This window comes from Veillonella denticariosi JCM 15641 (assembly GCF_002959855.1).
Lineage (GTDB): Bacteria > Bacillota > Negativicutes > Veillonellales > Veillonellaceae > Veillonella > Veillonella denticariosi.
This window is the reverse complement of record NZ_PPDB01000007.1, coordinates 371,049-394,475: the sequence shown is the minus strand read 5'-3', so window position 1 is coordinate 394,475 and position 23,427 is coordinate 371,049. Positions and strand designations below refer to the sequence as shown.

Here is a 23,427-nt window from a genome sequence, read left to right as displayed (position 1 = left end):
TATATAGATTTTTTCAATATAAGAATAACTACATATCATTAAACTTGAAGCAAGCTTATGTAGTTGAACATAAAAGGATAGAGTATGAATCCGAAAGATAGAATAGAAGAATTACAGAAAGAGTTGACTCATGCGCAGTATTTGTACTATGTGAAGGACTCGCCTGTAATGAGTGATTATGAATATGATACAAAATATCGTGAGCTCGTTGATTTGGAAACCGCACATCCCGAATATATTGTGCCGTCGTCTCCGACTCAGCGTGTAGGCATGAAGGTGGAGGGCTCTTTTGAGAAGGTTGTTCACGGTCGTCCCATGTTGAGCTTGTCCAATGTTTTTAATGCTGATGAAGTACGAGGATTCGCTCAGCGTGTAGAAAAAGAATTGGGGCATAAACCGTCCGCTTATGTGGTGGAGCTTAAAATTGACGGTCTCGCTGTGAATTTACATTATCAACACGGTATGTTTGTACGTGCCGTAACTCGTGGTGACGGCCGTGTCGGTGAAGATGTAACGGCTAATGTACGTACCATCAAGTCTATCCCCTTATTTCTTGAAAGTGCACCGGATTTCATAGAAATCCGCGGTGAAGCGTATATGCCTCATAGTGAATTTAAACGCATCAATGAGGAGCGTGATGAGGAAGGCTTGCCAACCTTTGTAAATCCCCGTAATGCCGCTGCAGGTTCCCTGCGTCAACAGGATCCGGCGATTACGGCCAGTCGGAATCTTGCATTTTTCGCTTATGCAATCGGCTCTGAAGAAGGTGCAGGTATTCGTAGTCAAGAGGAATTGTTACACAGTTTGGAGAACTTTAAGTTCTCCGTTAATCCTCATTATCGCGTATGTAAGACAATCGATGAAGTTATTGAAGCCATTGAATATTGGAGAGAAAAGCGTCACGAGTTACCATATGATACGGATGGTATGGTTATAAAGGTCAATAGTTTTGATGACCAGGAGATATTAGGTAGTACTGCAAAAGATCCGAAATGGGCTACAGCTTATAAATACCCTCCTGAAGAGGTGGAAACGGTCCTTAAGGATATAACGATTAATGTGGGGCGAACCGGTGTTCTCACGCCGACCGGTGAATTGGAGTCCGTATTCGTATCCGGCACGAATGTGAGTCGTGTCACCTTGCATAATCAGGATTTTATCGATGAAAAAGATATCCGAATCGGAGACCATGTGATGATTCACAAGGCTGCTGAAATCATTCCCGAGGTTATCCGTGTGTTACCTGAAAAACGTACCGGTTCAGAGGTTAAATTTACGATTCCTAGTACATGTCCCGTATGCTCATTTCCTGCGGTTCGACGTGAAGGGGAGGCGGCCGTACGCTGCACAAATAAGCACTGTCCTGCCATTGAAAAGGAGCAAATTATTCATTTCGCATCACGCGACGCTTTGAATATAGACGGCTTAGGGCCGAGTATCATAGAAAATCTGATCAATGCAAAATTGATTACCAATGTAGTTGATTTGTATCATTTGACTGTGGATCAGTTGGTTACGCTGGAACGAATGGGTACGAAGTCGGCGGAGAATCTGGTGAAAGCTATCGCCGATTCTAAAAATCGAGGCCTTGATCGAGTGTTATACGGTTTAGGCATCCGTCTCATCGGAGCAAAGGCGGCAGCTACTATAGCTCATGTGGTCCAATCTATGGACAGATTTCTTACGATCACGAAGGATGAACTTGTTTCTGTAGAGGAAATCGGGCCTACCATGGCGGACAGTATTGTAGAATATCGCGAAGATCCTTCTCATATAGAGATTATTGAAGGGTTACGGGCTGCCGGTTTAAAGATGAACGTTGATGTGGCTGAGCCTGCAGGCAATGAAATGGACGGAGAAATCGTCGTATTAACGGGAAAATTGGAATCCATGGGTCGCAGTGAGGCCGGTAAAATCCTTGAGGCACACGGAGCGAAGGTGACCGGATCCGTTTCGAAGAAAACAACCCTTGTCGTGGCAGGAGAAGACAGCGGCAGCAAATTAACGAAGGCCAATGAATTGGGAATTCGCGTCATGAATGAAGATGAATTTCTGGAGCTCATAAAGTCTTGGAATGGTTAATGCCTTTGAAAATGTAAGCTATATGAATTATAATAATACAATATGAAAGGATGTGTATCGATGAAAATCAGCCAAGAGGAAATTAAGAATATTGCCTTGCTTTCACGATTAGAAGTAAAAGAAGATCATATGGCACATATAGAAAAAGAATTGTCCGACATCTTGTCCTATGTTGCGGAACTAAATGCCCTGGAACTTGATGGTGTAGAGCCGATGGCTCATGCCGTACCGTTGCAGAACGTATTGAGAGAGGATGAATTAAAGCCGTCTCTCGATCATGATTTAGCATTATCCAATGCGCCGGAAGCAGAGGACGGGTATTTTAAGGTACCTCGTGTCGTACAGGAATAGGAGGTTTTGCAGTGGCAACCATTCATGAATTACATAAAAAATTAGTGAATAAAGAGATCAGTGCCGTTGAATTGACGAAGGCTGTTATCGCTCATAAAGTACAAGTAGAACCGACTGTACATGCGTATCTTTCCGATTCTCATGAACGTGCGCTCGCTACGGCGAAGGCTGTAGATGAAGCTATCGCTAAAGGGGAAGCAATTTCTCCATTGGCCGGGATTCCGGGTGCATTGAAAGATAATATATGTGTAAAAGGAGAAACGACGACGTGTGCATCTAAAATGTTGGAGCACTTTGTACCTCCTTATAATGCATCTGTTGTGGAACGTCTTGATGCGAATCAGTCCGTTATTCTCGGGAAATTGAATATGGATGAATTCGCTATGGGCGGATCTACGGAAAATTCCGCTTTGGCTAAAACGGTTAATCCCTGGAATAATGATTGTGTTCCGGGCGGATCTTCGGGCGGTAGTGCGGCTGCCGTTTCCAGTGGCAGTGCAATTTGGGCTCTCGGTTCCGATACGGGCGGTTCAATTCGCCAACCTGCTTCTTTCTGTGGCGTAGTTGGGTTGAAACCGACTTACGGCAATGTATCTCGTTATGGGCTTATCGCCTTTGCGTCCTCATTGGATCAGATCGGACCTGTTACGCGGGACGTAACGGATGCCGCCTTGGTATTAAATGCTATTTCCGGTCATGACGCGAAGGATTCCACATCGATTCCGGGGGCTCGTGTAGACTATACGAAGGCCCTTGTAAATGATGTGTCTAAGCTTAAAATCGGTGTGCCTAAGGAGTTTTTCGGGGACGGTCTTAACAGCGATGTTCGTAAGGCTATGGATGAGGCTATTGGTACATACAAGAAATTAGGTGCTGAAATTGTTGAGGTTTCATTACCTAATTCTAAATATGCGTTGTCCGCATATTATATCATCGCTTTGGCTGAGGCAAGTTCCAACCTGGCTCGCTATGACGGCGTAAGCTATGGTATGCGCGTACCTGCGGATAATTTGGTAGACATGTCCACGAAAACCCGTACCGAAGGCTTCGGTCAGGAGGTACAGCGTCGTATCCTCCTTGGTACATATGTATTGAGTTCCGGTTACTATGATGCCTACTATTTGAAAGCCTTGAAAGTACGTCGCTTGATAAAAAATGAACTGGATGAAGTTTTCTCCAAAGTAGATCTATTGTTGACACCTACGGCGCCAAATACGGCATATAAATTCGGTGAAAAGATAAATGATCCGTTGGCTATGTACTTAGAGGATATCTGTACGGTACCGGCAAACTTGGCGGGTATCCCGGGTATCAGTATTCCTGCGGGCATGAGCAGCAATAATTTACCGATTGGACTACAATTATTGTGTCCTGCTATGGGTGAAGAAACATTGCTTCGCGCGGCTTTCACATTTGAACAGGCCCGTCCGGATTGTCAATTAGTAGCACCGACAGGGGAGGTTTCTCTATGAGCAGTAAATATGAAACGGTCATCGGTTTGGAGGTTCATACGGAGCTTAAGACTAAGTCTAAAATCTTCTGTGGTTGCACTACTGAATTCGGCGGTGACCAAAATACACATATATGTCCGGTGTGTCTAGGCTTACCTGGGGCCATGCCGGTGTTGAATAAAAAGGTCGTGGAATATGCTATTAAGGTAGGTTTGGCATTAAATTGCGATATCCTTCACTTTAATAAATTTGACCGCAAGAATTATTATTATCCTGATTTGCCTAAAAATTACCAGACATCTCAATATGACTTGCCGATCTGTCTAAATGGTCACTTGGATATCGAGGTAGACGGTGAAACAAAGCGTATCGGTATCACGCGTATCCATATGGAAGAAGATGCGGGCAAGCTCGTTCATAGCGGCAATACTATTTCCGATTCCAATTTCTCTAATGTTGACTACAACCGTACAGGTGTACCGTTGTTGGAAATCGTATCGGAACCTGATATTCGTTCCGGTGCGGAGGCAAAGGCGTACGTTGAAAAACTGCGCTCCATTTTACAATATCTGGAAGTATCCGACGGACGTATGGAGGAAGGTTCTCTTCGTTGTGACTGTAACGTATCCGTACGACTTCGCGGTGCTACTGAATTCGGCACACGCACAGAAACAAAGAACGTCAACTCTTTAACGGGTATTCAAAAAGCTATCGAGTATGAAGCGTTACGTCAGGCTCAGCTGATTGAAGATGGCGGTACTGTGGATCAGGAAACGCGTACATGGGATGATGCTCAGGGCATTACATTGGGAATGCGCAAGAAGGATGCGGAAAATGATTACCGCTATTTTCCGGAACCTGATTTGGTACCGATTGTTATTACTGATGAAGAGATTGAAGCGGCTCGTAAGGCACTACCTGAGTTGCAGGCTGCCAAGATTAACCGCTTCATATCTGAATACGGATTATCTCGTGAAGATGCGACTATCCTCACGGTATCCCGTAAGACGGCAGATTATCTTGATGCGACTGTGCAGGCCGGTGCGGATCCTAAAACGGTATCCAACTGGATGCTCGGCGATTTGTCCAAGATGATTAATGAAAACAGTTTAACCTTTGCTGAATCGAAGGTAAGTCCAGAAAACCTTGCCGGTATGATTGCTCTTATTGAGAAGGGCACGATTTCCGGTAAAATTGCGAAAAAGGTTATCGTATCCATGTGGGAATCCGGTAAGGATGCGGACACTATCGTTAAAGAAGAAGGTCTCGTACAAATTACCGATACCGGCGCGATTGAAGAGATCGTTAAGCAAGTTATTGCCAATAATCCGCAACCCGTTGCCGATTTTAAAGGCGGTAACGGTAAAGCTATCGGCTTCCTGGTAGGTCAAGTTATGAAGGAATCCAAAGGTCGCGCCAACCCTGGTATGGTTAATGAATTACTTCAGAAATTCTTAAAGGACTAATCTGAACTAGGCTTTTGACATATAGCTTAACAGTTATAACATCCTCTACATACACATGTTATGTATTAATAGACTGTGTAGTAGAGGATGTTTTTATATGTATAACAGTATTTTATGATATAATACATTGTATAAAATTTATTGATGTTTGTAACCTAAAAAGGATATAATCATGACTGATAGAACAGATAAACGAGAGAAAAATATACATCGAGATGATGAGCAATATACGGATTCTACAGGATATACGCAAAGTGAACCGAATACACGGGTTTTGTCGGATGATGAACGTCGTGATTTTGATGGTGTTACCATCGATGAAGCGGGGGATTCTGTTCATGTCGAATCTACACCGACCGCTACGGATCAGGAGCGAGCGTACTATGAAGGATATGAGCAATACGGTCCGCGTGTTAAAGTATATCACTTTGGTGGTTCAAACTGGCTCAGCTGCATCATCATGTTGATAATTCTTGCGGCGGGCTTGGCGGCCATCGTGATTTTCGGTAGTCTTATTTTTACCGTCGTAGGTGCTATCATCCTGATAGGTGCCATCATTTCCTTTATCTTTGGTCTCTTTTAATGATATAATATTTATATTATGACTAGACGGTGGCGAGGCCATTCGATGATGAGGAAATATGAACGTAGTTTTATCGACATTGAATTCAAAATTTATACATTCTTCTTTGGCCTTACGCTATCTTAAGGCCTATGGCAAGGCTCATGGACAGGCATACGATATAGTGGAATACACTATTAATATGCTTGTTTTACATATTCTCAGCGATATAACGGAACGCAATATCAATGTGCTCGGCTTTGCGTGCTATATCTGGAATATCGAGATGACATTACATGTGGTGGACATGGTGAAAGCCGTCCGTCCGGATATTAAAATAATCCTCGGCGGTCCCGAAGTATCGTTCACGGCTGATGAAATTCTGGAGCGATGTTCTGCTGTAGATTATGTTGTGCAGGGGGAGGGTGAGGAAGCATTTTATCATCTGATTACGGCGCTATCCGATAATCGTGATGGGCTAGAGGAACCTATTGCCGGCGTACGCGGTCGTCATGTATCCGGTGCTCTTATGGGATCTACGACAACTGTGGAGGTTAAAGATCTCAGCACCATTCCGTTTCCTTATGTAGAGGAAGATATGGTCGATCTGGAACATAAGATAATTTATTATGAATCGTCTCGCGGATGTCCGTTTTCCTGCCAATACTGTTTATCAGGCAATAAAAATACGGTGCGTTTTTTTCCGCAGGAAAGAACGTTTAAAGAATTGCAATGGTTCATCGATCATAATGTCAAGCAGGTGAAATTTGTGGACCGCACCTTTAATTGCGCACCGGCTCATCATAGGCCGCTGATGGAATTCATAAAAAATGCTGATACGGATACAAACTTTCATCTGGAAATGGAACCGGAGCTCATGACGGAATGGGAGACAAATATTCTGTGTGAAACACCGCCGGGACGAATTCAAATTGAAGTGGGCGTGCAGAGTACGCATAAGAAAACCTTGGATGCTATCAACCGTTACAATGATTGGCCATACATTCAGGCCGCTATTCGGCCGATTATCGAGGCGGGCCGTACACATGTGCACATGGATCTTATCGTAGGATTGCCGCATGAGGATAAAGCTCGCTTTGGACAATCATTTAATGATCTGTTCAGCTTGCAGCCTCATGCGTTGCAAATCGGCTTTTTGAAATTACTGAAAGGTTCCGGTGTACGTCGCATGGATGAATATCAATATGTGAGTGATCCGTTGGCACCCTATGAGGTGTTGAGCACGCATGTATTGTCCTATGAAGATGTACGTTTTTTAAAGCACTTTGAAGACGTATTTGAACGATTCTATAATAGCGAACGCTTTAGAACTGTGTTCTCGTATATTGGGGCTAAATTGATCAATGGTCCTGTTGATGCATTTACATATTTTGTGGAAATGACTGAAGCCTGGCTTGCGGCCGGACACCATAAGGTAAATCTGAAGGATATAGATCAGATAGAGTTTCTTTATAGATTTTTCCTGGACCGAAATGATATGATTGCTGCAGAACTATTGCAATATGATACATTGGTGAGCTATCGCGGAAAGATTCGCAGTGAGGCCGTAGGGCTGCCTAAGCAGACGAAGGAGCTTTTACAAGAAGGGGAAGCATTCTGGCGTAATGAAGAGCTGGCATCTCGATATATTCCAAATTACACGTTTAAGGAGTGGCGCAAGATCCGTCAGCAATACGTGGAAATGCCTATGTCTGAAGAGACGGCAAACGTACTGGGCATCAAGAATATACAGGATAAACCGTTTACGGTTGTCATCGATGTTAACAAAGAGGTGCCGCCGTTTATACGACCGTACGTTGAGTCTTAATAAAACGATATCGATAATTTCAAATCGTGATCCGATTGTATATTGTAAAATATATGAATAGTGTATATAAACAGGAGTGTCATGACCGATACGACAAGACCGAAGCGATACCGTATGGTATCAAAATTTTATAAGGAACGATATGGTGAAAAGGTGTATAAATTGCCTGTTGCCTTACCGCTCACATGTCCTAACAGGGACGGTTCTGCCGGTGTAGGCGGATGCACGTTTTGCGGAGAAATCGGTGCAGGGTATGAAAATCTGCCCGCAACTATGACGGTTGCGATGCAGTTAGAGGAGAATATCGCGCATATCGGTCCCAAGTACAAGGCGAAAAAATTTATTCCCTATTACCAGAATTTCAGTAATACCTATTTGGGATTGGCCGCTTTCAAAAGTTATATGGAGCAGGGCTGCATCGATGCGGCTGTAGGCATTGCCATTGCCACGAGACCTGATTGTATTGCTGATGAATATCTGGATATTCTCGCCGATATTAGAGACCGCTTTCACAAGGATATTTATATTGAGCTGGGGTTGCAAACCGTTAATTATGATACATTGGAAAAGATTAACCGCGGTCATGATCTAGCTCAATTTATCGATGCTGTATTACGGATTAAGCGGTATGGATTTAATGTGACCGCTCATATGATTGTTAATCTGCCGTGGGATACGATGCAGGATACGGTGGAAGGGGCTCGCATATTGTCAGCCCTCGGAGTCGATCAAGTTAAATTACATGCCTTGTATATCGTTAAGAATACGCTGATGGCGAAATGGTATCAGGACGGGCGGTTTACATTGATCAGCGCCGAAGAATATGCTGACCGCGTGGTTAATTTCGTGCGTCATCTGCATCCAGATATTGTGTTGCAGCGTTTAGTGGGACGTGCACCGGAGGATAATACCCTGTTTACCAATTGGTCCATGGGATGGTGGCGTGTACAGGATTTAATAGATGATAAGATAGATGAACTGGATGCCCGTCAAGGTGATCTATGTGATTATCTGAACGGTAAGGCGGTCCGCCAGTTTATAGATTAGGAGGTTGTATGAGCGAACAAATCTTTACATTTCCTACATATGACCTAGCTCAGTCGATTTTAGGTCAACATAATCGTTATTTGCATATGATGCTAGATGTCATTACGGCGGATGTGGTGGCTCGCGGCGATACGGTGGTCATCAAGGGCGACGAAGATCAAGTGGCCGCTTTGTATCGCACCTTGGAGGAACTCGTGTTTCTCTATCGAGAGGGCAGTACGATTACGGAATCTCAAGTGCGTATTGCGGCGAAGCTTGTAGCTAATGACAAAGCGGATGCGGTACATACCATGTTTGAGGATACATTATCCGTAAATATGCGCGGTAAAAATATTACGCCTAAGACGGAAGGTCAGAAATATTATGTGGACAGTATCCGTAAGAATACCATTACATTTGGCATCGGTCCGGCAGGTACAGGTAAGACGTTCCTGGCGGTGGCGTTGGCGGCCTTTTATTTAAAGAACCGCAATGTGGATAAAATCATATTGACTCGTCCTGCCGTCGAAGCCGGTGAACGGCTCGGCTTTCTGCCCGGTGAATTGCAAGATAAGGTGGATCCGTACTTACGACCTTTATATGATGCATTGCATGAAATGTTCGGTATCGAACAGGTACAACGGTTTATGGAGCGCGGCACCATCGAAGTGGCACCTCTTGCTTATATGCGCGGACGCACGCTTGAAAATGCTTTCGTCATTTTAGATGAGGCTCAGAATACGACGGCGGAACAGATGAAAATGTTTCTGACCCGTTTAGGGAACAATTCTAAAATGGTGGTCAACGGTGATAAAACACAAATCGATTTACCGCCACGGGTTGTGTCGGGCCTCGGTGAGGCGGAAAAGGTATTGCGCCATGTGCCGGGGATAAATATGGTTTATTTTAGTGATCAGGATGTGGTGCGCCATGATTTGGTGGGATGTATTGTGAAAGCATACGACGCCTATCATGAACAGAAGTCGACTCGGGATGCAATTAAAGTAATTCCGGTTCAAGATGCTAATAAGGGTATGGTGAAAGAATAAGTATGTATATACATATCAGCTATGACGAAGATATAAAACAAGACTCACGAATTGAGGCGATTATCCGTAAGGTATGTGATGAAGTGAGTCGCGTTTATGGTCTTGAAGAGGATGAGATGAGTATTCTCTTCTGTAATAATGCGAAGATTCACGAACTTAATAAGCAGTACCGCGGTATCGACCGGCCGACGGATGTACTCTCTTTCGCCCTTAATGAAGGGGATGACTATGAAGGCAGTGAAGAGGAGCATCATTTGTTGGGGGATATGATTATCTGTCTGGAGCGTGCCCGTGAACAGGCTATCGAATACGGTCACAGCTTTGAGAGGGAACTGGCGTACTTAACGACTCATAGTTGTCTGCATATTTTAGGTTACGATCATATGAATGATGAGGATAAGAAGGAAATGAGAACGGAGGAGGAATTCGTTCTCGGTAATCTCGGTTATGTGCGGGAGGATGCACCATACAATGAATAAGAATGAACATTTTAAATCGGGCTTCGTAGCCGTTGTAGGCCGTCCTAACGTGGGAAAATCTACCCTTATTAATGCCCTTATAGGCGATAAAATTGCCATCGTTTCTGATAAGGCGCAAACGACGCGTAATCGTATCATCTGCGTATATACTGATGATGCGAAACAAATCGTCTTCATGGATACCCCGGGTGTGCATAAGCCTAAGCATAAGCTGGGAGAATTTATGGTGGATGCGGCCATCGAATCATTAAAGGAAACGGAAGCGGTCCTCTTCGTGGTGGCTGGTAACGAAAAACGCGGTCCCGGAGATAATTTCATTATAGAACAGTTAAAGCGCGTAAAAGTACCTGTCTTCTTGGTGGTAAATAAAATCGATACCTTAAAAAAAGAAGAACTGTTAGAGGTAATCGTGTCTTATCAGGATGCGTATCCATTTGCAGGGGTTATTCCTATTTCCGCAAAGGATAAGGAGAATTTATCCGAGGTTTTGCACGTACTGGAAGAAGTCTTGCCGGAAGGCCCTCAATATTTTCCTGAAGATATGATTACGGACCAACCGGAGCGGCTCATCATTTCCGATATTGTGCGTGAAAAAATTCTGCTCGCGACACGCGATGAAATTCCTCATGCCATTGCCGTAGACGTAGATGAAATGAAAACACGTTCCGATGGCACAACGTATGTACGTGCCACCATTTACTGTGAAAGGGACTCACAAAAGGGGATTATTATCGGAAAACGCGGTGCTCTATTGAAACAACTCGGTGCAGAGGCACGGGCTGATGTGGAAAAATTGTTGGCTACAAAGGTATATCTCGACCTCTGGGTTAAGGTTAAAAAGGACTGGCGCAATAAATCCGGTATGTTATCCGAATTAGGGTATAAGAAGTAATAAACAATAATCGATTGTGATATACTCTATATATAATGCTCTGTAATTAAAATACGAAATCATATAGCGAAGTAAAATCGTATTTATAAGTTCGATGATATCATCATGTGATGATATGGAAAGGATATTGCATGGATAGTGTAGACGGCCTGATACCGTTAGGATTCGGTCTATTATGTATATTTTTAATTAACTTTTTTGTGGTTGCCAAGTTTTCATTTGCTCGGCTCAGGAAAGAACATGTCGAGGATATGGATATTCTCGCAGAAAGGGACAGGGAATTTCTGTTAAAGTTATATCAAAATCCGGAATACTTTTTGAATACGACCCAGTTTTTAATTCTTTTTTTTATTCTTGCTCTGGCAGGAACGGGGACTTTCGTATTTGACAATGTAGTGGATAGATTGATGTCCTTTCTAAATGTGCAGACCGAGTGGATGCATTTCTTGTTGGATATTTTGTTATTGCTGTTTATCAGTCTTATCGTGCTGATCTTCGGTGAAATTGTACCGAAAGCGTTAGGTTTATCTTTCCCTACAAAGTACGTAAATACATATAGTCGCATCGTTGTGGCTGCCGGTCGTCTAGTATATCCTTTCATCTGGATTGCCGGTAAGATTTCCACTGTTATTCTTAAGTTTTATAAAACAAAATATCTTACGGAACTTGATCTGGTGTACACGGAAGAGGAAATCCGCATGATGATTTCCCGCAGCCATGAAGAGGGACAACTAGATCAGGTTGAATCGGAGCTCATCGATAATGTATTTAACTTTGTGGACCGTATGGCTAAAGAGGTTATGGTACCGCGACAAGATGTGGACTGTGTCTTCGTCGAGGACGGCTATGATGAAGCGATGAAGGTGATTCGGTCGACCGTTCATACGAGATATCCTTTGTGTGTAGAGGATAAGGATCACATCATCGGCCTCGTTCACATTAAGGACCTCATGGAGCGTCCTAACCAAGCGAAGAAGGATTTGAGGAACATCAAGCGGGATATTTTAACGGTTCCCGAAGTCATGAAGTTATCCACATTGCTGCAATATATGCGTACGCGCCGAATCTATTTAGCGGTTGTCGTCGATGAATATGGCGGCATGGTCGGCCTTGTTGGCCTTGAAGATATCATTGAAGAACTGGTTGGAGATATTCAGGACGAGCATGAACCTCATTTGCCGGCAACCATGTCGTATGCGGACGGGTCATTTGAATTTGACGGAAAGGTTCTCGTTGACGAAGTTGAGGAAATAATGAATGTTGAGATTGAAGATTCCGATTCAGACACTATTGGCGGATATGTATTCGGTTTACTGGAGCGCACGCCAATCGTAGGGGATACGGTAGATGCTAACGGATATACCTTCGAGGTAACACAGATGCAGGGATATCGTATTTCACGACTCAAGGTGACGCCGCTCCCTGAAGAGGAACCTGTGGAAGAAGAACATGAAGAATCTTAACGGCGCTTTCAATACACCGGCTATCGTTATCAGTCGAAAAAAGTATAAGCTTTATTCTGTTTTTACTTTCATCACGCCGAGCTTAGGTATCATACGGGCATCGTTACCGCATAAGCGCCTGCAGAGCATGCGTAACAGTTCTTATTTACGACCTTTCAGCGCCATGTACATTACAGTTGTTCCCGATGGGGAATACGTGAATGTAACGCAGATTGACGGATCCTATGTGGTGGAGTCGTTAGATACTAATCTTGAAAATATCGCTTATGCGGCGGTGGCCAGTGAGCTCATTCAGGAACTATTTGCGTTGTATGATGCGGATCGCAACGTATTCGATGTGGTGGTAAATTATTCAAAGTCCATTCGACAGCGTAATGTCCGATTGGGAACGATTATGCTGGGATGGCAACTGTTGTCATTGGCCGGTGTTGTTCCTAAAGCACATTATTTTATGAATCGACAAAATACCGATAATTTCTGGCGGGAACTTTACACTGTAACACAGATGGGTGTATCTCCGTCAGTAAAAAAAGCATTACCTATACTCTTAAGCTTTCAATGGGGGGATGAGCTGCAGATGGAATTTTCCGGTTCTCTTTGGACCGAACTGGAAAAACTCTTATATGCCTATGCATCTCATGAGATTGGTGAACCCTTGAACAGCGTTATTTTTCTGAATACTATGATAAAATAAAGTGATTTGAATTTGATAGAAATTTTTTAATCAGATTTTAGTATTTTTTACATTAAAGTGTGTGTGTTCGTTATGTGTAATTAAGTATAGTGAGGAGAGTTATTTCGTGAAAGCAAATAAATTATTGATTACCGCTGCTATTATGACTATGTCATTTGGTTCTGTTTATGCGACACAAATCGTATCGCCAAATATTAATCTCAGTTCAACAACTTATGATATGATTGATGCTTTGCATGCACAAGGATATATTGATACATTACCGACATCAAAACCGTATACGCGTTTACAGGTAGCCCAATGGATTGCAGAGGCTAATAGTAAGGTAGACAGTAATACACCTCAATTCATCCAATCCATGATTCATAATCTTGAATCTGAATATTCCGATGATATGCAGACCGTGGCAACCGGTAAACAGGATTCCAAGATTATTGTTGACTCCGTGAAAGTATCGGTAACATCTACCAATTCACCGGCCTATAATCAAAATCAAGGTGGTTGGACTCGTACCGCCAGTACATATCAACCGTTAAATGGAAATAATAACGGATATACGTATAATCGTGGTACTACGGTAAGTGGCGAAATGAATATTCGCGGTACCGCCGGTAATCATGTGGCGTATGCTGTTACGCCTCGTACCGATTTATTTGCCGGAAATAACAGTGCACGACTTATTAACGGCTATGTTAAAACACATATCGGGGCCGTAGAGGTTCAAGCCGGTAAAGATGAACTCTGGTGGGGCCCGATGCATCAATCATCCCTTAATTTATCCAATAATATGAATGCTTTAACCGGTGTGAAAGTGACGACAATTAACCCTGTAAAAATAGGTGGCACATTTAGATTTTTGCGATCTGTAAAACCTACATTCGTATATGCAAAATTATCGGATGATAGAAACGATGTTAAACATCCGGACTTTTTCGGCGCCCGCATTGAGGTGTCTCCGACTAAACGACTTGTATTGGGTGCCAGTTTGACGTCCATCATGGGTGGTGAAGGGCGTCATTTAAGTTTATCTGACTACGGCCGTTTCTTAACGGGAAAAAATGAATCGGTACGTTCCAAAGATAAGTGGAACAGTATTGCCGGGTATGATATAAAATGGACATTACCATCTATGGAAGTATATGGTATGGTATATGGCGAGGACCAGGCGACAGGATTAGGATTCATACCGAGTCCATCCCGTATTGCGTGGACCGCAGGGGTATACGTTCCGAAAATTGGTAAAAATCACGATTGGAATCTTCGCTTAGAAGGTGGCAAGACAAGTAACTGGTGGTATTCTCATTGGTCATATGGTGACGGCTATGTTCATAAAGGTCATATCATTGGCGACTATATGGGCAACAGCAGTAATCGTTTATATGCTCGACTTGGTCATTGGGATAAGAAGGCAAACCTGACAGCCCTTAATGTGGAATATTTACAGTTAAATCGTGAAGTTAATACTGATGCGACGGCTCTCAATGTATGGCTTGATCATAATCGTAAACTATCTCAAAATTGGTCCCTTGGTGCTAAAGTTGGCGTATCCAGACTCCATAATATGACTGAGAAGAAAGATAAAACGGCTTATTTAGTCGGCGTTGATGTGAAACGTACATTCTAAAAAATGATGATTAAATGATAGAATTTGAATAATGTAGTATTGAGATGTTGATTATGTGTATAAAAGTATTAGATTGACATTTTTCCCTCTGTATTGCTACAATATTATGTATAATACATGCGATGAAGCAGAGTAGTAGACCTCTCTAGCGAGTGAGGACGGTGTAAGCTCACATTTGGTTGAAGGCGCTGTAGAGCATTGGCAGGAACGCAGAAATCTGTTAGTAAAGGCCAACATAGAAAAAAGAGGGCGCAAGCCAAATAGGGTGGAACCGCGGGTATACTCGTCCCTGTAACGTTTTTCGTTACAGGGACTTTTTTGTTTGTAACGAAATGGTTGATTTTATGTCGGTTGTGTAAAGTGGAGGCAGCAATGACATTTCAAGAGATTATTTTAAACCTACAAAAATTCTGGAGCGAGCAAGGTTGTATCGTTCAAAATCCATATGATGTTGAAAAGGGCGCAGGTACAATGAATCCTGCAACATTTTTGCATGCTATCGGTCCTGAACCTTGGGCCGTATGTTATGTAGAGCCGTCCCGTCGTCCAGCAGACGGTCGTTATGGTGATAACCCTAACCGTTTGTTCCAACATCATCAATTCCAAGTTATCGTGAAACCATCTCCAGATAACATCCAAGAATTGTACTTACAATCCTTGGCAACACTTGGTATTCATGCTGAAGATCACGATATCCGTTTCGTAGAGGATAACTGGGAATCTCCAACATTAGGTGCTTGGGGCCTTGGCTGGGAAGTATGGCTCGATGGTATGGAAGTAACTCAGTTCACATATTTCCAACAGGTCGGTTCCATCGACTGTAAACCGGTTTCTGTAGAAATTACATATGGTTTAGAACGTTTGGCTATGTACATTCAAGGTGTAGAAAATGTATATGACCTTAAATGGAATGAAAATGTTACATATGGTGACATTTGGCATGCTAACGAAGTTGAACAATCCGTATATAACTTTGAATTAGCTGATACAGATATGCTTTTCAAATTGTTTGATATGTACGAAGCAGAAGCAAAACGCGTTTGTGCAGCCGGTTATGTATTACCAGCTTACGACTATGTATTGAAATGTTCCCACACATTCAACTTGCTTGATTCCCGTGGTGCTATTTCCATCAGCGAACGTACTGCTTTCATCGGCCGCGTACGTGCATTAGCTCGTATTTGTGCACAACAATACCTTGCTAAACGCGAAGAATTAGGTTTCCCACTTTTGAAAGGAGATAAATAAGATGGCAAAGGATTTATTATTTGAAATCGGTGCAGAAGAAATTCCTGCCGGCTTTATGCCAAATATCTTAGATCAATTGAAACAATTGGCTGAAACAAAATTAAATGATGCCCATCTTCCTTTTGAAAGCATCGCAACATACGGTACACCACGTCGTTTGGCTCTTATCGTAAAAGGTCTTGCTGACACATCTGCTGAAATCAGTGAACGTCATAAAGGTCCTTCCGCCTCTATCGCATATGATGCAGACGGTAATGCTACAAAGGCGGCAATCGGCTTTGCTCGTGGGAAAGGTCTTGATGTAGATGATCTCGTCGTAGAAAACGGATATATCTATGCGGAAACTAAAACCGCAGGCGTACCTGCAAAGGATATCGTAACTGATATGTTACCTCAATTGATTACAGGTCTTAACTTCCCTAAATCCATGCATTGGGGCAATTTAGATGCTAAATTTGTACGTCCTGTACGTTGGCTTGTAGCATTACTTGATGAAGAAGTAATTCCTGTAGAATTTGCTACTGTAAAATCTGGTAATGTAACACGTGGTCATCGCTTCTTAGGTGCTGATGAAATCACTATTAAAAATGCAGCATCCTATGTAGACACATTAAAAGAAAACTTCGTTATGGTTGATCAAGACGCACGTCGTGAATTGATTTCCAAACAATTACATGACATTGCAGCTTCTAAAAATGCATCCATCGTTTGGGATGATGATTTGTTAGAAGAAATTAACTATCTTGTTGAATGGCCTACAGCATTGTGTGGTGGATTCGAAGAATCCTACTTGGCACTTCCAGATGCAGCTATCATTACACCTATGAAAGACCATCAACGCTACTTCCCATTGGTTGACCAAGACGGCAAATTATTGCCAATGTTCTTAACAGTTCGTAATGGCTCTGATCATTCTATCGAAGTAGTTCAAGCTGGTAATGAACGTGTATTGCGCGCCCGTCTTGATGATGCTAAATTCTTCTTCAATGAAGACCGCAAGAAACCTCTTATCGACCGTCAGGAAGGTTTGACTAAAATCGTATTCCAGGAAGGTCTTGGTAATTTAGCGGATAAAACGGAACGCTTGTTAGAATTAGGTCGTATCTTCGGTGAAGAGTGCGGTTTACACGAAGATGCAGCTGTTGTGTTGGAACGAGCCACCATTCTTGCAAAAACGGACTTAACTACTGGTATGGTTACAGAATTTACCGAATTACAGGGTGTTATGGGTAAGGAATATGCGCTACTTGATGGTGAATCCGAAGACGTAGCGGAAGCGATTTTTGAGCAATACTTACCTCGCTTTGCAGGTGATGTATTACCTCAAACCGAAGCCGGCAAAGTATTATCCATCATTGATAAAGTGGATAATATCGTTGCTACCTTCAGCCGCGGCTTGATTCCTACAGGTTCTCAGGACCCATATGCGTTGCGTCGTCAAACTATCGGTATCTTGAATATTTTACTGGGCAGTGACTGGAATATCAGTTTGCGCCCTATCTTTAAAGCGTCTATGAAATTGCTTAACGTACCGGACGATAAGCAGGATGAATTGCTTGGTCAGATTGAGGAATTCTTTACTCTCCGCTTGAAAAATATTTTCCTTGATCGCGAAGTGCCGCATCATGTTATTGATTTGTTGTTATCTAACAACGAGTTATCCGTGGCAGATGCGGAAGGCCTTGTAAATGCATTGCTTGCAAATCGTATCGACGAAGATGTTGAACTTGTTCAAGCCTATACACGTATGTATAACTTAGTGAAAGATGTGACATATGAATCCGTTAATGTGTCACTTCTCAAGGAAGATGCGGAAAAGGCGTTGTTTGAGGCGGCTTCTAAAGCGTATGAAGCCAGTCTTGCTGCATGGGATGCTCATGATTATGATGCCGTTGTTGCCGTACCGGCTACGCTGGTTCCTGTAATCAATACATTCTTTGAAGATGTGATGGTTATGGATAAAGACGAAGCAATTAAGGATAATCGTTTGCAATTACTTCGGTTAGCTTATAATGTGATGGCTATTATCGGTGATATTAGCGCATTGAAATAGAATGGTGGAAGGACGAGTTGCGACTCGTCCTTTTTAACTGTGTACTTTTACAGATTGCAATATACAGATTAAAAGTTATAATTCATATGAAATTTGTAATCTATGCAGGATTTTATAATGTGACGGCGAATACAAATAGTATACAAAGTTGTAAGGAGAAATCTTATGATTACAGAGGTTGAATTATATAAGGCCTTACGAAAGGTGCCAAGTGGTAAAGAAAATTCCCGCCAACGGATTCTCATAGAGCTATACATGAGAGGTCAGGGCGCATCGCAAAAAGATCTTGTTAACGCCCTTGATATGAGGCCGGCCACGGTTTCGGAACAACTGGATATTCTTATCGAGCAAGGATATGTAACTAAACATATCGACTTCATGGATAAGCGGGTATCTATTATAGGTCTCACTTCAGAGGGAGAAAAACTGGGTAAAGAATTGTCGTCATCCTATGAGGATTACCTAAAACATATATTTTCCGGATTGAGCGATGTTGAAAAGGATGAATTGTTCAGGCTATTACAGAAACTTTGTAAATAGACTCGATTATGAAATCTAAATGATATAGTATAATTTTTTATATAGATAATACTTGATTAAAGGTCCTGTTATATGGTATTATTGTTCTGTTAATTTGAGACAGTCCGCTGCCTATAAGGTGTAGGTATTGAATGTCTGCAAACAGGAGGAAACAATGAACATTATTAACGTACTCGAACAGGAACAATTACGTACAGACATTCCTACATTCCGCTCCGGTGACACCGTGCGTGTACACGTAAAAGTAGTGGAAGGTAGCCGTGAACGTATCCAGGTTTTTGAAGGCTTGGTAATCAAACGTCAAAATGGTGGCGTACGTGAAACTTTCACAGTTCGTCGTATTGCATCCGGTGTAGGTGTAGAACGTACATTCCCGCTTCACAGCCCACGTTTAGCTAAAATCGAAGTTATGCGTCGTGGTGTTGTTCGTCGTGCTAAATTGTACTACTTACGTAACCTTACTGGTAAAGCTGCTCGTATTCGCGAAAAACGCTAATGTTCTTAAAAGGCTGCCGATGGCAGCCTTTTATTTTTGCCTAAATCCGTATGATTCAGTTATGTCGTTTGATGAAATACCGAATATGCTATATATTTAAGATACAGCTGATATATAATACAGTTAACATACAGTTAATGTGAATGATTTTTAAGATATAGTAATCATATATGTAATTATTGAAAGATTCTGATAATCGCATTTGATTTAATACGTAGAAACAGAAAGGATATACTATGGCAGATTCACCTGTTGTACATTGGTTCCCCGGACATATGGCGAAAGCCACCCGAATGATTACCGAGTATATCAAAAAGGTAGATGTAGTTATCGAGCTGCTTGATGCACGTATTCCAAGGTCTAGTGCCAATCCCGTTATTATCGAATTAATCGGACAGAAGCCGCACATCGTACTATTGAATAAGGCCGATCTGGCCGACCCGAAAGCTACCAAGGAATGGACCGAATTTTTTATGAATAAGGGTATTACCGTGCTTTCTATTGATTCCAAGTCAGGAAAGGGAAATAAGAAACTCTTATCTATAGTGGAACGTCTCAGTAAACCTATCATTGACCGCTGGATGGCAAAGGGGATTCGAAGTCGTTCCGTACGAACCATAATTTTGGGTATTCCTAATGTCGGTAAGTCAACATTGATAAATTCTTTGGCCGGTTCTGCCGCTACAAGAACGGCTAATAAGGCGGGGCACACTCGGGGGCAACAATGGGTTAAGATCGGTAAAAATCTGGAACTTTTAGATACACCCGGTGTATTATGGCCAAAACTCGAGGATCAGCGCGCGGCGGCTCGTCTGGCCATGACAGGGGCCATATCTGATGATGTATATGATTTAGAGCATGTCATCAAGCAGCTTATTACACATCTTTTAACTAATGAACCTCAGATTTTAGTTGAGCGCTATAAATTAAAAGAGACTGAGATGACGGATGTTGCTACGATTATTGAAAGTATCGGTCGTCGTCGCGGATGTCTTGTAAGCGGCGGCATTGTCGACTTTGACAAGGCGCGTCGAATCATACTACAGGATTATCGTAACGGAAAACTCGGTGTGATTACCCTAGATAAGGTCGATGAAGAACCGTATTATGCTGATGATAATGAGGGGTCCCGTAATGGATAAGATAGAATTATCGGATTTAAAGGTACAGGATATTAAGGCACTTTTTGAAACAGATAAAGCCTTGGATATTTTACCGCTAGCTCAAGCGGATTCACGCAGTTTCGTGCAGAAGTTGGCCGCGGCTTATATTAAGCGTCAGGAAAAAGAGCTGAAAGAACAGCAACGTCTTATGGGAATGTATGATTATGAAGGCATATTCTATGATCAGGATTTATATCATGTTGCCGGTGTGGATGAGGTCGGACGTGGGCCCATAGCGGGACCTGTGACGGTAGCGGCGGTCATATTGCCGCCGATGACACTTATTCCCGGCCTTAATGATTCGAAAAAGTTAACCGAAGAGAAACGAGAGGCTTTATATGATATCATCACGAAAGAAGCTGTGGCGATAAGCTGTGTTTCTTATGGTCCGGAAAAGATTGATGAACTCAATATTTACGAAGCGACCCGGCAGGCCATGTATGAAGCTGTTCGTACATTATCGGTACCGGCCGAGGCCGTAGTGGTCGATGCCATGAAGTTGCCTGACTTAACTGTTCCCGTAGAGTCTATTATCAAAGGGGACAGCAAGAGCGCCAATATTGCGGCCGCATCGATTATTGCAAAGGTTACACGCGATCGGTATATGAAGCGTTTAGACGAGGAATACCCGGGGTATGGTTTCGGTATTCACAAGGGTTATTATACTGAACTGCACAAAGAAGCCGTGGAACAGCAAGGGGTGACACCGCTTCATCGGAAAAGTTTTGAGCCTATAAAATCAATTGTAGGCTGGGTAAAAGAATAGATTTATAAATTCAAATTGTATATAGTTAAAATCCGTAAAGAGGTTCCTGATGGTCACCTGTGTGACTATTGGGAACCTCTTTTCTATTTACTTTATGAGCCAATCATTCTACGCTACACATATAAATATACAACGGCTGATAATGGCACATTTGATCCATTATGATGAATTTTTAATACGTCACTGTGATTGTTGTTAATGATTGAGGAGGTTATATGCAAACGATGAGTACCGGTAAGTCATTCAATGAACTCGATTCAAAAGCCCTCGGTGAATGGGGAGAGCGCGTAGCTGTTTCTTATGTAGAAAAGATGGGACTGTCCATTGTGGAAACGAACTACCGTACAAAATTGGGAGAAATCGATATTATTGCTAAAAAGGATTTAGTCTATCATTTTATCGAAATAAAGGCGCGTCGTGGCGTGCAGTTCGGCTTGGCGCGTGAGGCGGTATCAAAGAAAAAGCAGAAGCATATAAAACGAGCTGCCATGCTGTACTTATACGATTTATATCAAAAGAAACGGCGCTGGAAAGAGATTTCTTTTGATGTCATCGAAGTGTATCTGCATGAAGACTTTCAAAGTTTCATTCATTATTTACCGCAATGTTTTTAAGAGAGGTACGGTTATGTATGCAAAACTATATGGAGCAACGCTGCACGGTATCGAAGGATGCGTCATAACGGTTGAGGTCGATATTTCACAGGGACTGCCCGTATTGGATATCGTCGGATTGCCGAATCAGTCCGTAAAGGAAGCACGCGAACGTGTGCGGGCAGCTATAAAAAACAGCGGTTATGAATTTCCCATGCGGCGTATCGTGGTCAATTTAGCGCCTGCTAATATACGAAAAAGCAGTGCAGGCCTTGATCTAGCGATTGCCATAGGTATCATCCTGGCCTCCGGTCAGATTAAAGGACGGAAGAAAAATTTACAATCGCTGTTCGAGCGGTGTATATGCATGGGTGAACTCGCTTTGGACGGAACGATTCTTACAACGTACGGAACCCTTGCCATGGCTCTGTGCGCAATGGAGAATAATTGCCGAACGGTCTATACCAATCCTGTTAACGGGCATACATTAGCGGCTATACCTAATCTGACGGTTCATAGTGAGACTACACTGCAGGGCATTATTTCCTTAATTGAAAGTCATGCCAAAGGCGGTCAATCACAGTCGGACGATATTTGTAATCCCGTTATAAATACAGATGAATCCTATGTGCCCGTAATGGGAGAATACGCTGTTGATTTTGGAGATGTGCGCGGACAGGATTTAGGTAAGCGCGCTATGATGCTCAGTGCCGCAGGACATCATCATTGTATTATGGTGGGACCGCCCGGTGCGGGGAAGACGATGATGGCTGAGCGTTTACCCACCATACTGCCGCCCATGTCATGGTCTGAAATAGTTGAAGTGAGTAGGATACAGGATGTATTGGGATTACTTGGTGATGAAGGGCTCGTAAAAACGAGACCGTTCAGGCATCCGCATCATACGGCAACCGTAGCGAGTATGGTGGGCGGCGGTATCTCAGGGAAGCCCGGTGAGATCACCTTGGCTCATGGCGGTGTTCTTTTTATGGATGAGGCCCCTGAATTTCAACGGCAGGTCATAGAGGCGCTTCGACAACCGCTGGAGTCGAGGACGATAACGATTAACCGGTCGCAAGGAAATTATATCTATCCGGCCGACTGTATCTGTATTTTTGCGGCTAATCCATGTCCTTGCGGATATTACAATGATCCGTATAAGGAATGTTTATGTTCTCAAACGGACATTCATAATTATCAGCGGCGTCTGTCGGGACCGATCATGGATCGCATCGATCTACATATTCCTGTGGAGCGGCCTACATTAGAACATATGCTGGATACGACGTATTCCTCCATGGATAGTGAAAGCATGCGTCATCAAGTTGTTGAGGCCGTAGCATTACAAGGTAAACGATATGAGGGACTTCCTTTTAACTCTAACGGACAATTACCGCATAGAGCAATACGAGAATTATGTAATGTGACGGATTCCGCATGGCATGTACTCGGCACTGTTTTTGAACGCTTTCACATGAGCAGTCGTGCCTTTGACAGGATTCTAAGAGTGTCGAGAACTATTGCTGATTTAGAGGGGAATCCTGAGGTGGAAGAAAAGCACATATCTGAGGCGATGATGTTTCGCAGTGAACAGTAGGAGC

Annotated in this window: 21 protein-coding genes; all 21 read left to right on the top strand. The window is 42.8% G+C overall.

Annotated elements, in window-relative coordinates:
- Positions 1-84 precede the first annotated feature (84 nt).
- The 21 genes from ligA to VEHSUH05_RS07260 all read left to right on the top strand — a co-directional run bounded on the left by ligA (position 85) and on the right by VEHSUH05_RS07260 (position 23,423).
- Positions 85-2,082 (top strand): NAD-dependent DNA ligase LigA, encoded by a 1,998-nt coding sequence (gene ligA / locus VEHSUH05_RS07360; RefSeq protein WP_105091202.1) that lies wholly within the window; start codon positions 85-87, stop codon positions 2,080-2,082.
- A 60-nt stretch (positions 2,083-2,142) separates the two neighbouring features.
- On the top strand, positions 2,143-2,433 hold the full coding sequence (gene gatC / locus VEHSUH05_RS07355) for an Asp-tRNA(Asn)/Glu-tRNA(Gln) amidotransferase subunit GatC (protein ID WP_054673477.1): 291 nt from the start codon (positions 2,143-2,145) through the stop codon (positions 2,431-2,433).
- 11 nt (positions 2,434-2,444) lie between these two features.
- Complete coding sequence (gene gatA / locus VEHSUH05_RS07350) at positions 2,445-3,905, top strand: Asp-tRNA(Asn)/Glu-tRNA(Gln) amidotransferase subunit GatA (protein ID WP_105091201.1); 1,461 nt, start codon at positions 2,445-2,447, stop codon at positions 3,903-3,905.
- A complete protein-coding gene (gene gatB, locus VEHSUH05_RS07345; RefSeq protein ID WP_054673474.1) occupies positions 3,902-5,350 on the top strand; it encodes an Asp-tRNA(Asn)/Glu-tRNA(Gln) amidotransferase subunit GatB in 1,449 nt (482 codons plus the stop codon). Before gatA ends, gatB begins: the two co-directional genes overlap by 4 nt.
- Positions 5,351-5,522: 172 nt before the next feature.
- Complete coding sequence (locus VEHSUH05_RS07340) at positions 5,523-5,933, top strand: DUF4229 domain-containing protein (RefSeq protein ID WP_245875947.1); 411 nt, start codon at positions 5,523-5,525, stop codon at positions 5,931-5,933.
- Positions 5,934-5,991: 58 nt separating this feature from the next.
- On the top strand, positions 5,992-7,740 hold the full coding sequence (locus VEHSUH05_RS07335; protein WP_105091200.1) for a B12-binding domain-containing radical SAM protein: 1,749 nt from the start codon (positions 5,992-5,994) through the stop codon (positions 7,738-7,740).
- Between the two features lie 81 nt (positions 7,741-7,821).
- Positions 7,822-8,787 carry a tRNA modification radical SAM protein MnmL/YtqA gene (gene mnmL / locus VEHSUH05_RS07330; RefSeq protein WP_105091199.1) on the top strand — a complete coding sequence of 322 codons (966 nt, stop codon included), beginning with the start codon at positions 7,822-7,824 and terminating at the stop codon, positions 8,785-8,787.
- 8 nt (positions 8,788-8,795) lie between these two features.
- Entirely contained in the window at positions 8,796-9,815 is a 1,020-nt protein-coding gene (locus VEHSUH05_RS07325; RefSeq protein ID WP_105091198.1) for a PhoH family protein, read from the top strand.
- Between the two features lie 2 nt (positions 9,816-9,817).
- Positions 9,818-10,294 (top strand): rRNA maturation RNase YbeY, encoded by a 477-nt coding sequence (gene ybeY, locus VEHSUH05_RS07320; protein WP_105091197.1) that lies wholly within the window; start codon positions 9,818-9,820, stop codon positions 10,292-10,294.
- Complete coding sequence (gene era / locus VEHSUH05_RS07315) at positions 10,287-11,186, top strand: GTPase Era (protein WP_105091196.1); 900 nt, start codon at positions 10,287-10,289, stop codon at positions 11,184-11,186. Before ybeY ends, era begins: the two co-directional genes overlap by 8 nt.
- A 131-nt stretch (positions 11,187-11,317) precedes the next feature.
- Entirely contained in the window at positions 11,318-12,649 is a 1,332-nt protein-coding gene (locus VEHSUH05_RS07310; RefSeq protein ID WP_095065960.1) for a hemolysin family protein, read from the top strand.
- A complete protein-coding gene (gene recO / locus VEHSUH05_RS07305; protein ID WP_105091195.1) occupies positions 12,636-13,343 on the top strand; it encodes a DNA repair protein RecO in 708 nt (235 codons plus the stop codon). Before VEHSUH05_RS07310 ends, recO begins: the two co-directional genes overlap by 14 nt.
- A 106-nt stretch (positions 13,344-13,449) precedes the next feature.
- On the top strand, positions 13,450-14,967 hold the full coding sequence (locus tag VEHSUH05_RS07300) for a capsule assembly Wzi family protein (RefSeq protein ID WP_105091194.1): 1,518 nt from the start codon (positions 13,450-13,452) through the stop codon (positions 14,965-14,967).
- A gap of 372 nt (positions 14,968-15,339) precedes the next feature.
- Complete coding sequence (glyQ, locus tag VEHSUH05_RS07295) at positions 15,340-16,215, top strand: glycine--tRNA ligase subunit alpha (protein ID WP_105091193.1); 876 nt, start codon at positions 15,340-15,342, stop codon at positions 16,213-16,215.
- Position 16,216: 1 nt separating this feature from the next.
- Positions 16,217-18,268, top strand: a complete 2,052-nt coding sequence (gene glyS, locus VEHSUH05_RS07290; RefSeq protein ID WP_105091192.1) for a glycine--tRNA ligase subunit beta — start codon at positions 16,217-16,219, stop codon at positions 18,266-18,268.
- A gap of 165 nt (positions 18,269-18,433) precedes the next feature.
- Entirely contained in the window at positions 18,434-18,808 is a 375-nt protein-coding gene (locus VEHSUH05_RS07285) for a MarR family winged helix-turn-helix transcriptional regulator (protein WP_054673444.1), read from the top strand.
- A 154-nt stretch (positions 18,809-18,962) separates the two neighbouring features.
- Complete coding sequence (gene rplS / locus VEHSUH05_RS07280; protein ID WP_038115149.1) at positions 18,963-19,304, top strand: 50S ribosomal protein L19; 342 nt, start codon at positions 18,963-18,965, stop codon at positions 19,302-19,304.
- A gap of 236 nt (positions 19,305-19,540) precedes the next feature.
- Entirely contained in the window at positions 19,541-20,446 is a 906-nt protein-coding gene (gene ylqF / locus VEHSUH05_RS07275) for a ribosome biogenesis GTPase YlqF (RefSeq protein WP_105091191.1), read from the top strand.
- Positions 20,439-21,233, top strand: a complete 795-nt coding sequence (locus VEHSUH05_RS07270; protein ID WP_105091190.1) for a ribonuclease HII — start codon at positions 20,439-20,441, stop codon at positions 21,231-21,233. The genes ylqF and VEHSUH05_RS07270 overlap by 8 nt, the downstream gene beginning before the upstream one ends.
- A gap of 215 nt (positions 21,234-21,448) precedes the next feature.
- Positions 21,449-21,847, top strand: a complete 399-nt coding sequence (locus VEHSUH05_RS07265) for a YraN family protein (protein WP_054673433.1) — start codon at positions 21,449-21,451, stop codon at positions 21,845-21,847.
- Positions 21,848-21,860: 13 nt separating this feature from the next.
- Positions 21,861-23,423 carry a YifB family Mg chelatase-like AAA ATPase gene (locus tag VEHSUH05_RS07260; protein WP_105091189.1) on the top strand — a complete coding sequence of 521 codons (1,563 nt, stop codon included), beginning with the start codon at positions 21,861-21,863 and terminating at the stop codon, positions 23,421-23,423.
- Positions 23,424-23,427 lie beyond the last annotated feature (4 nt).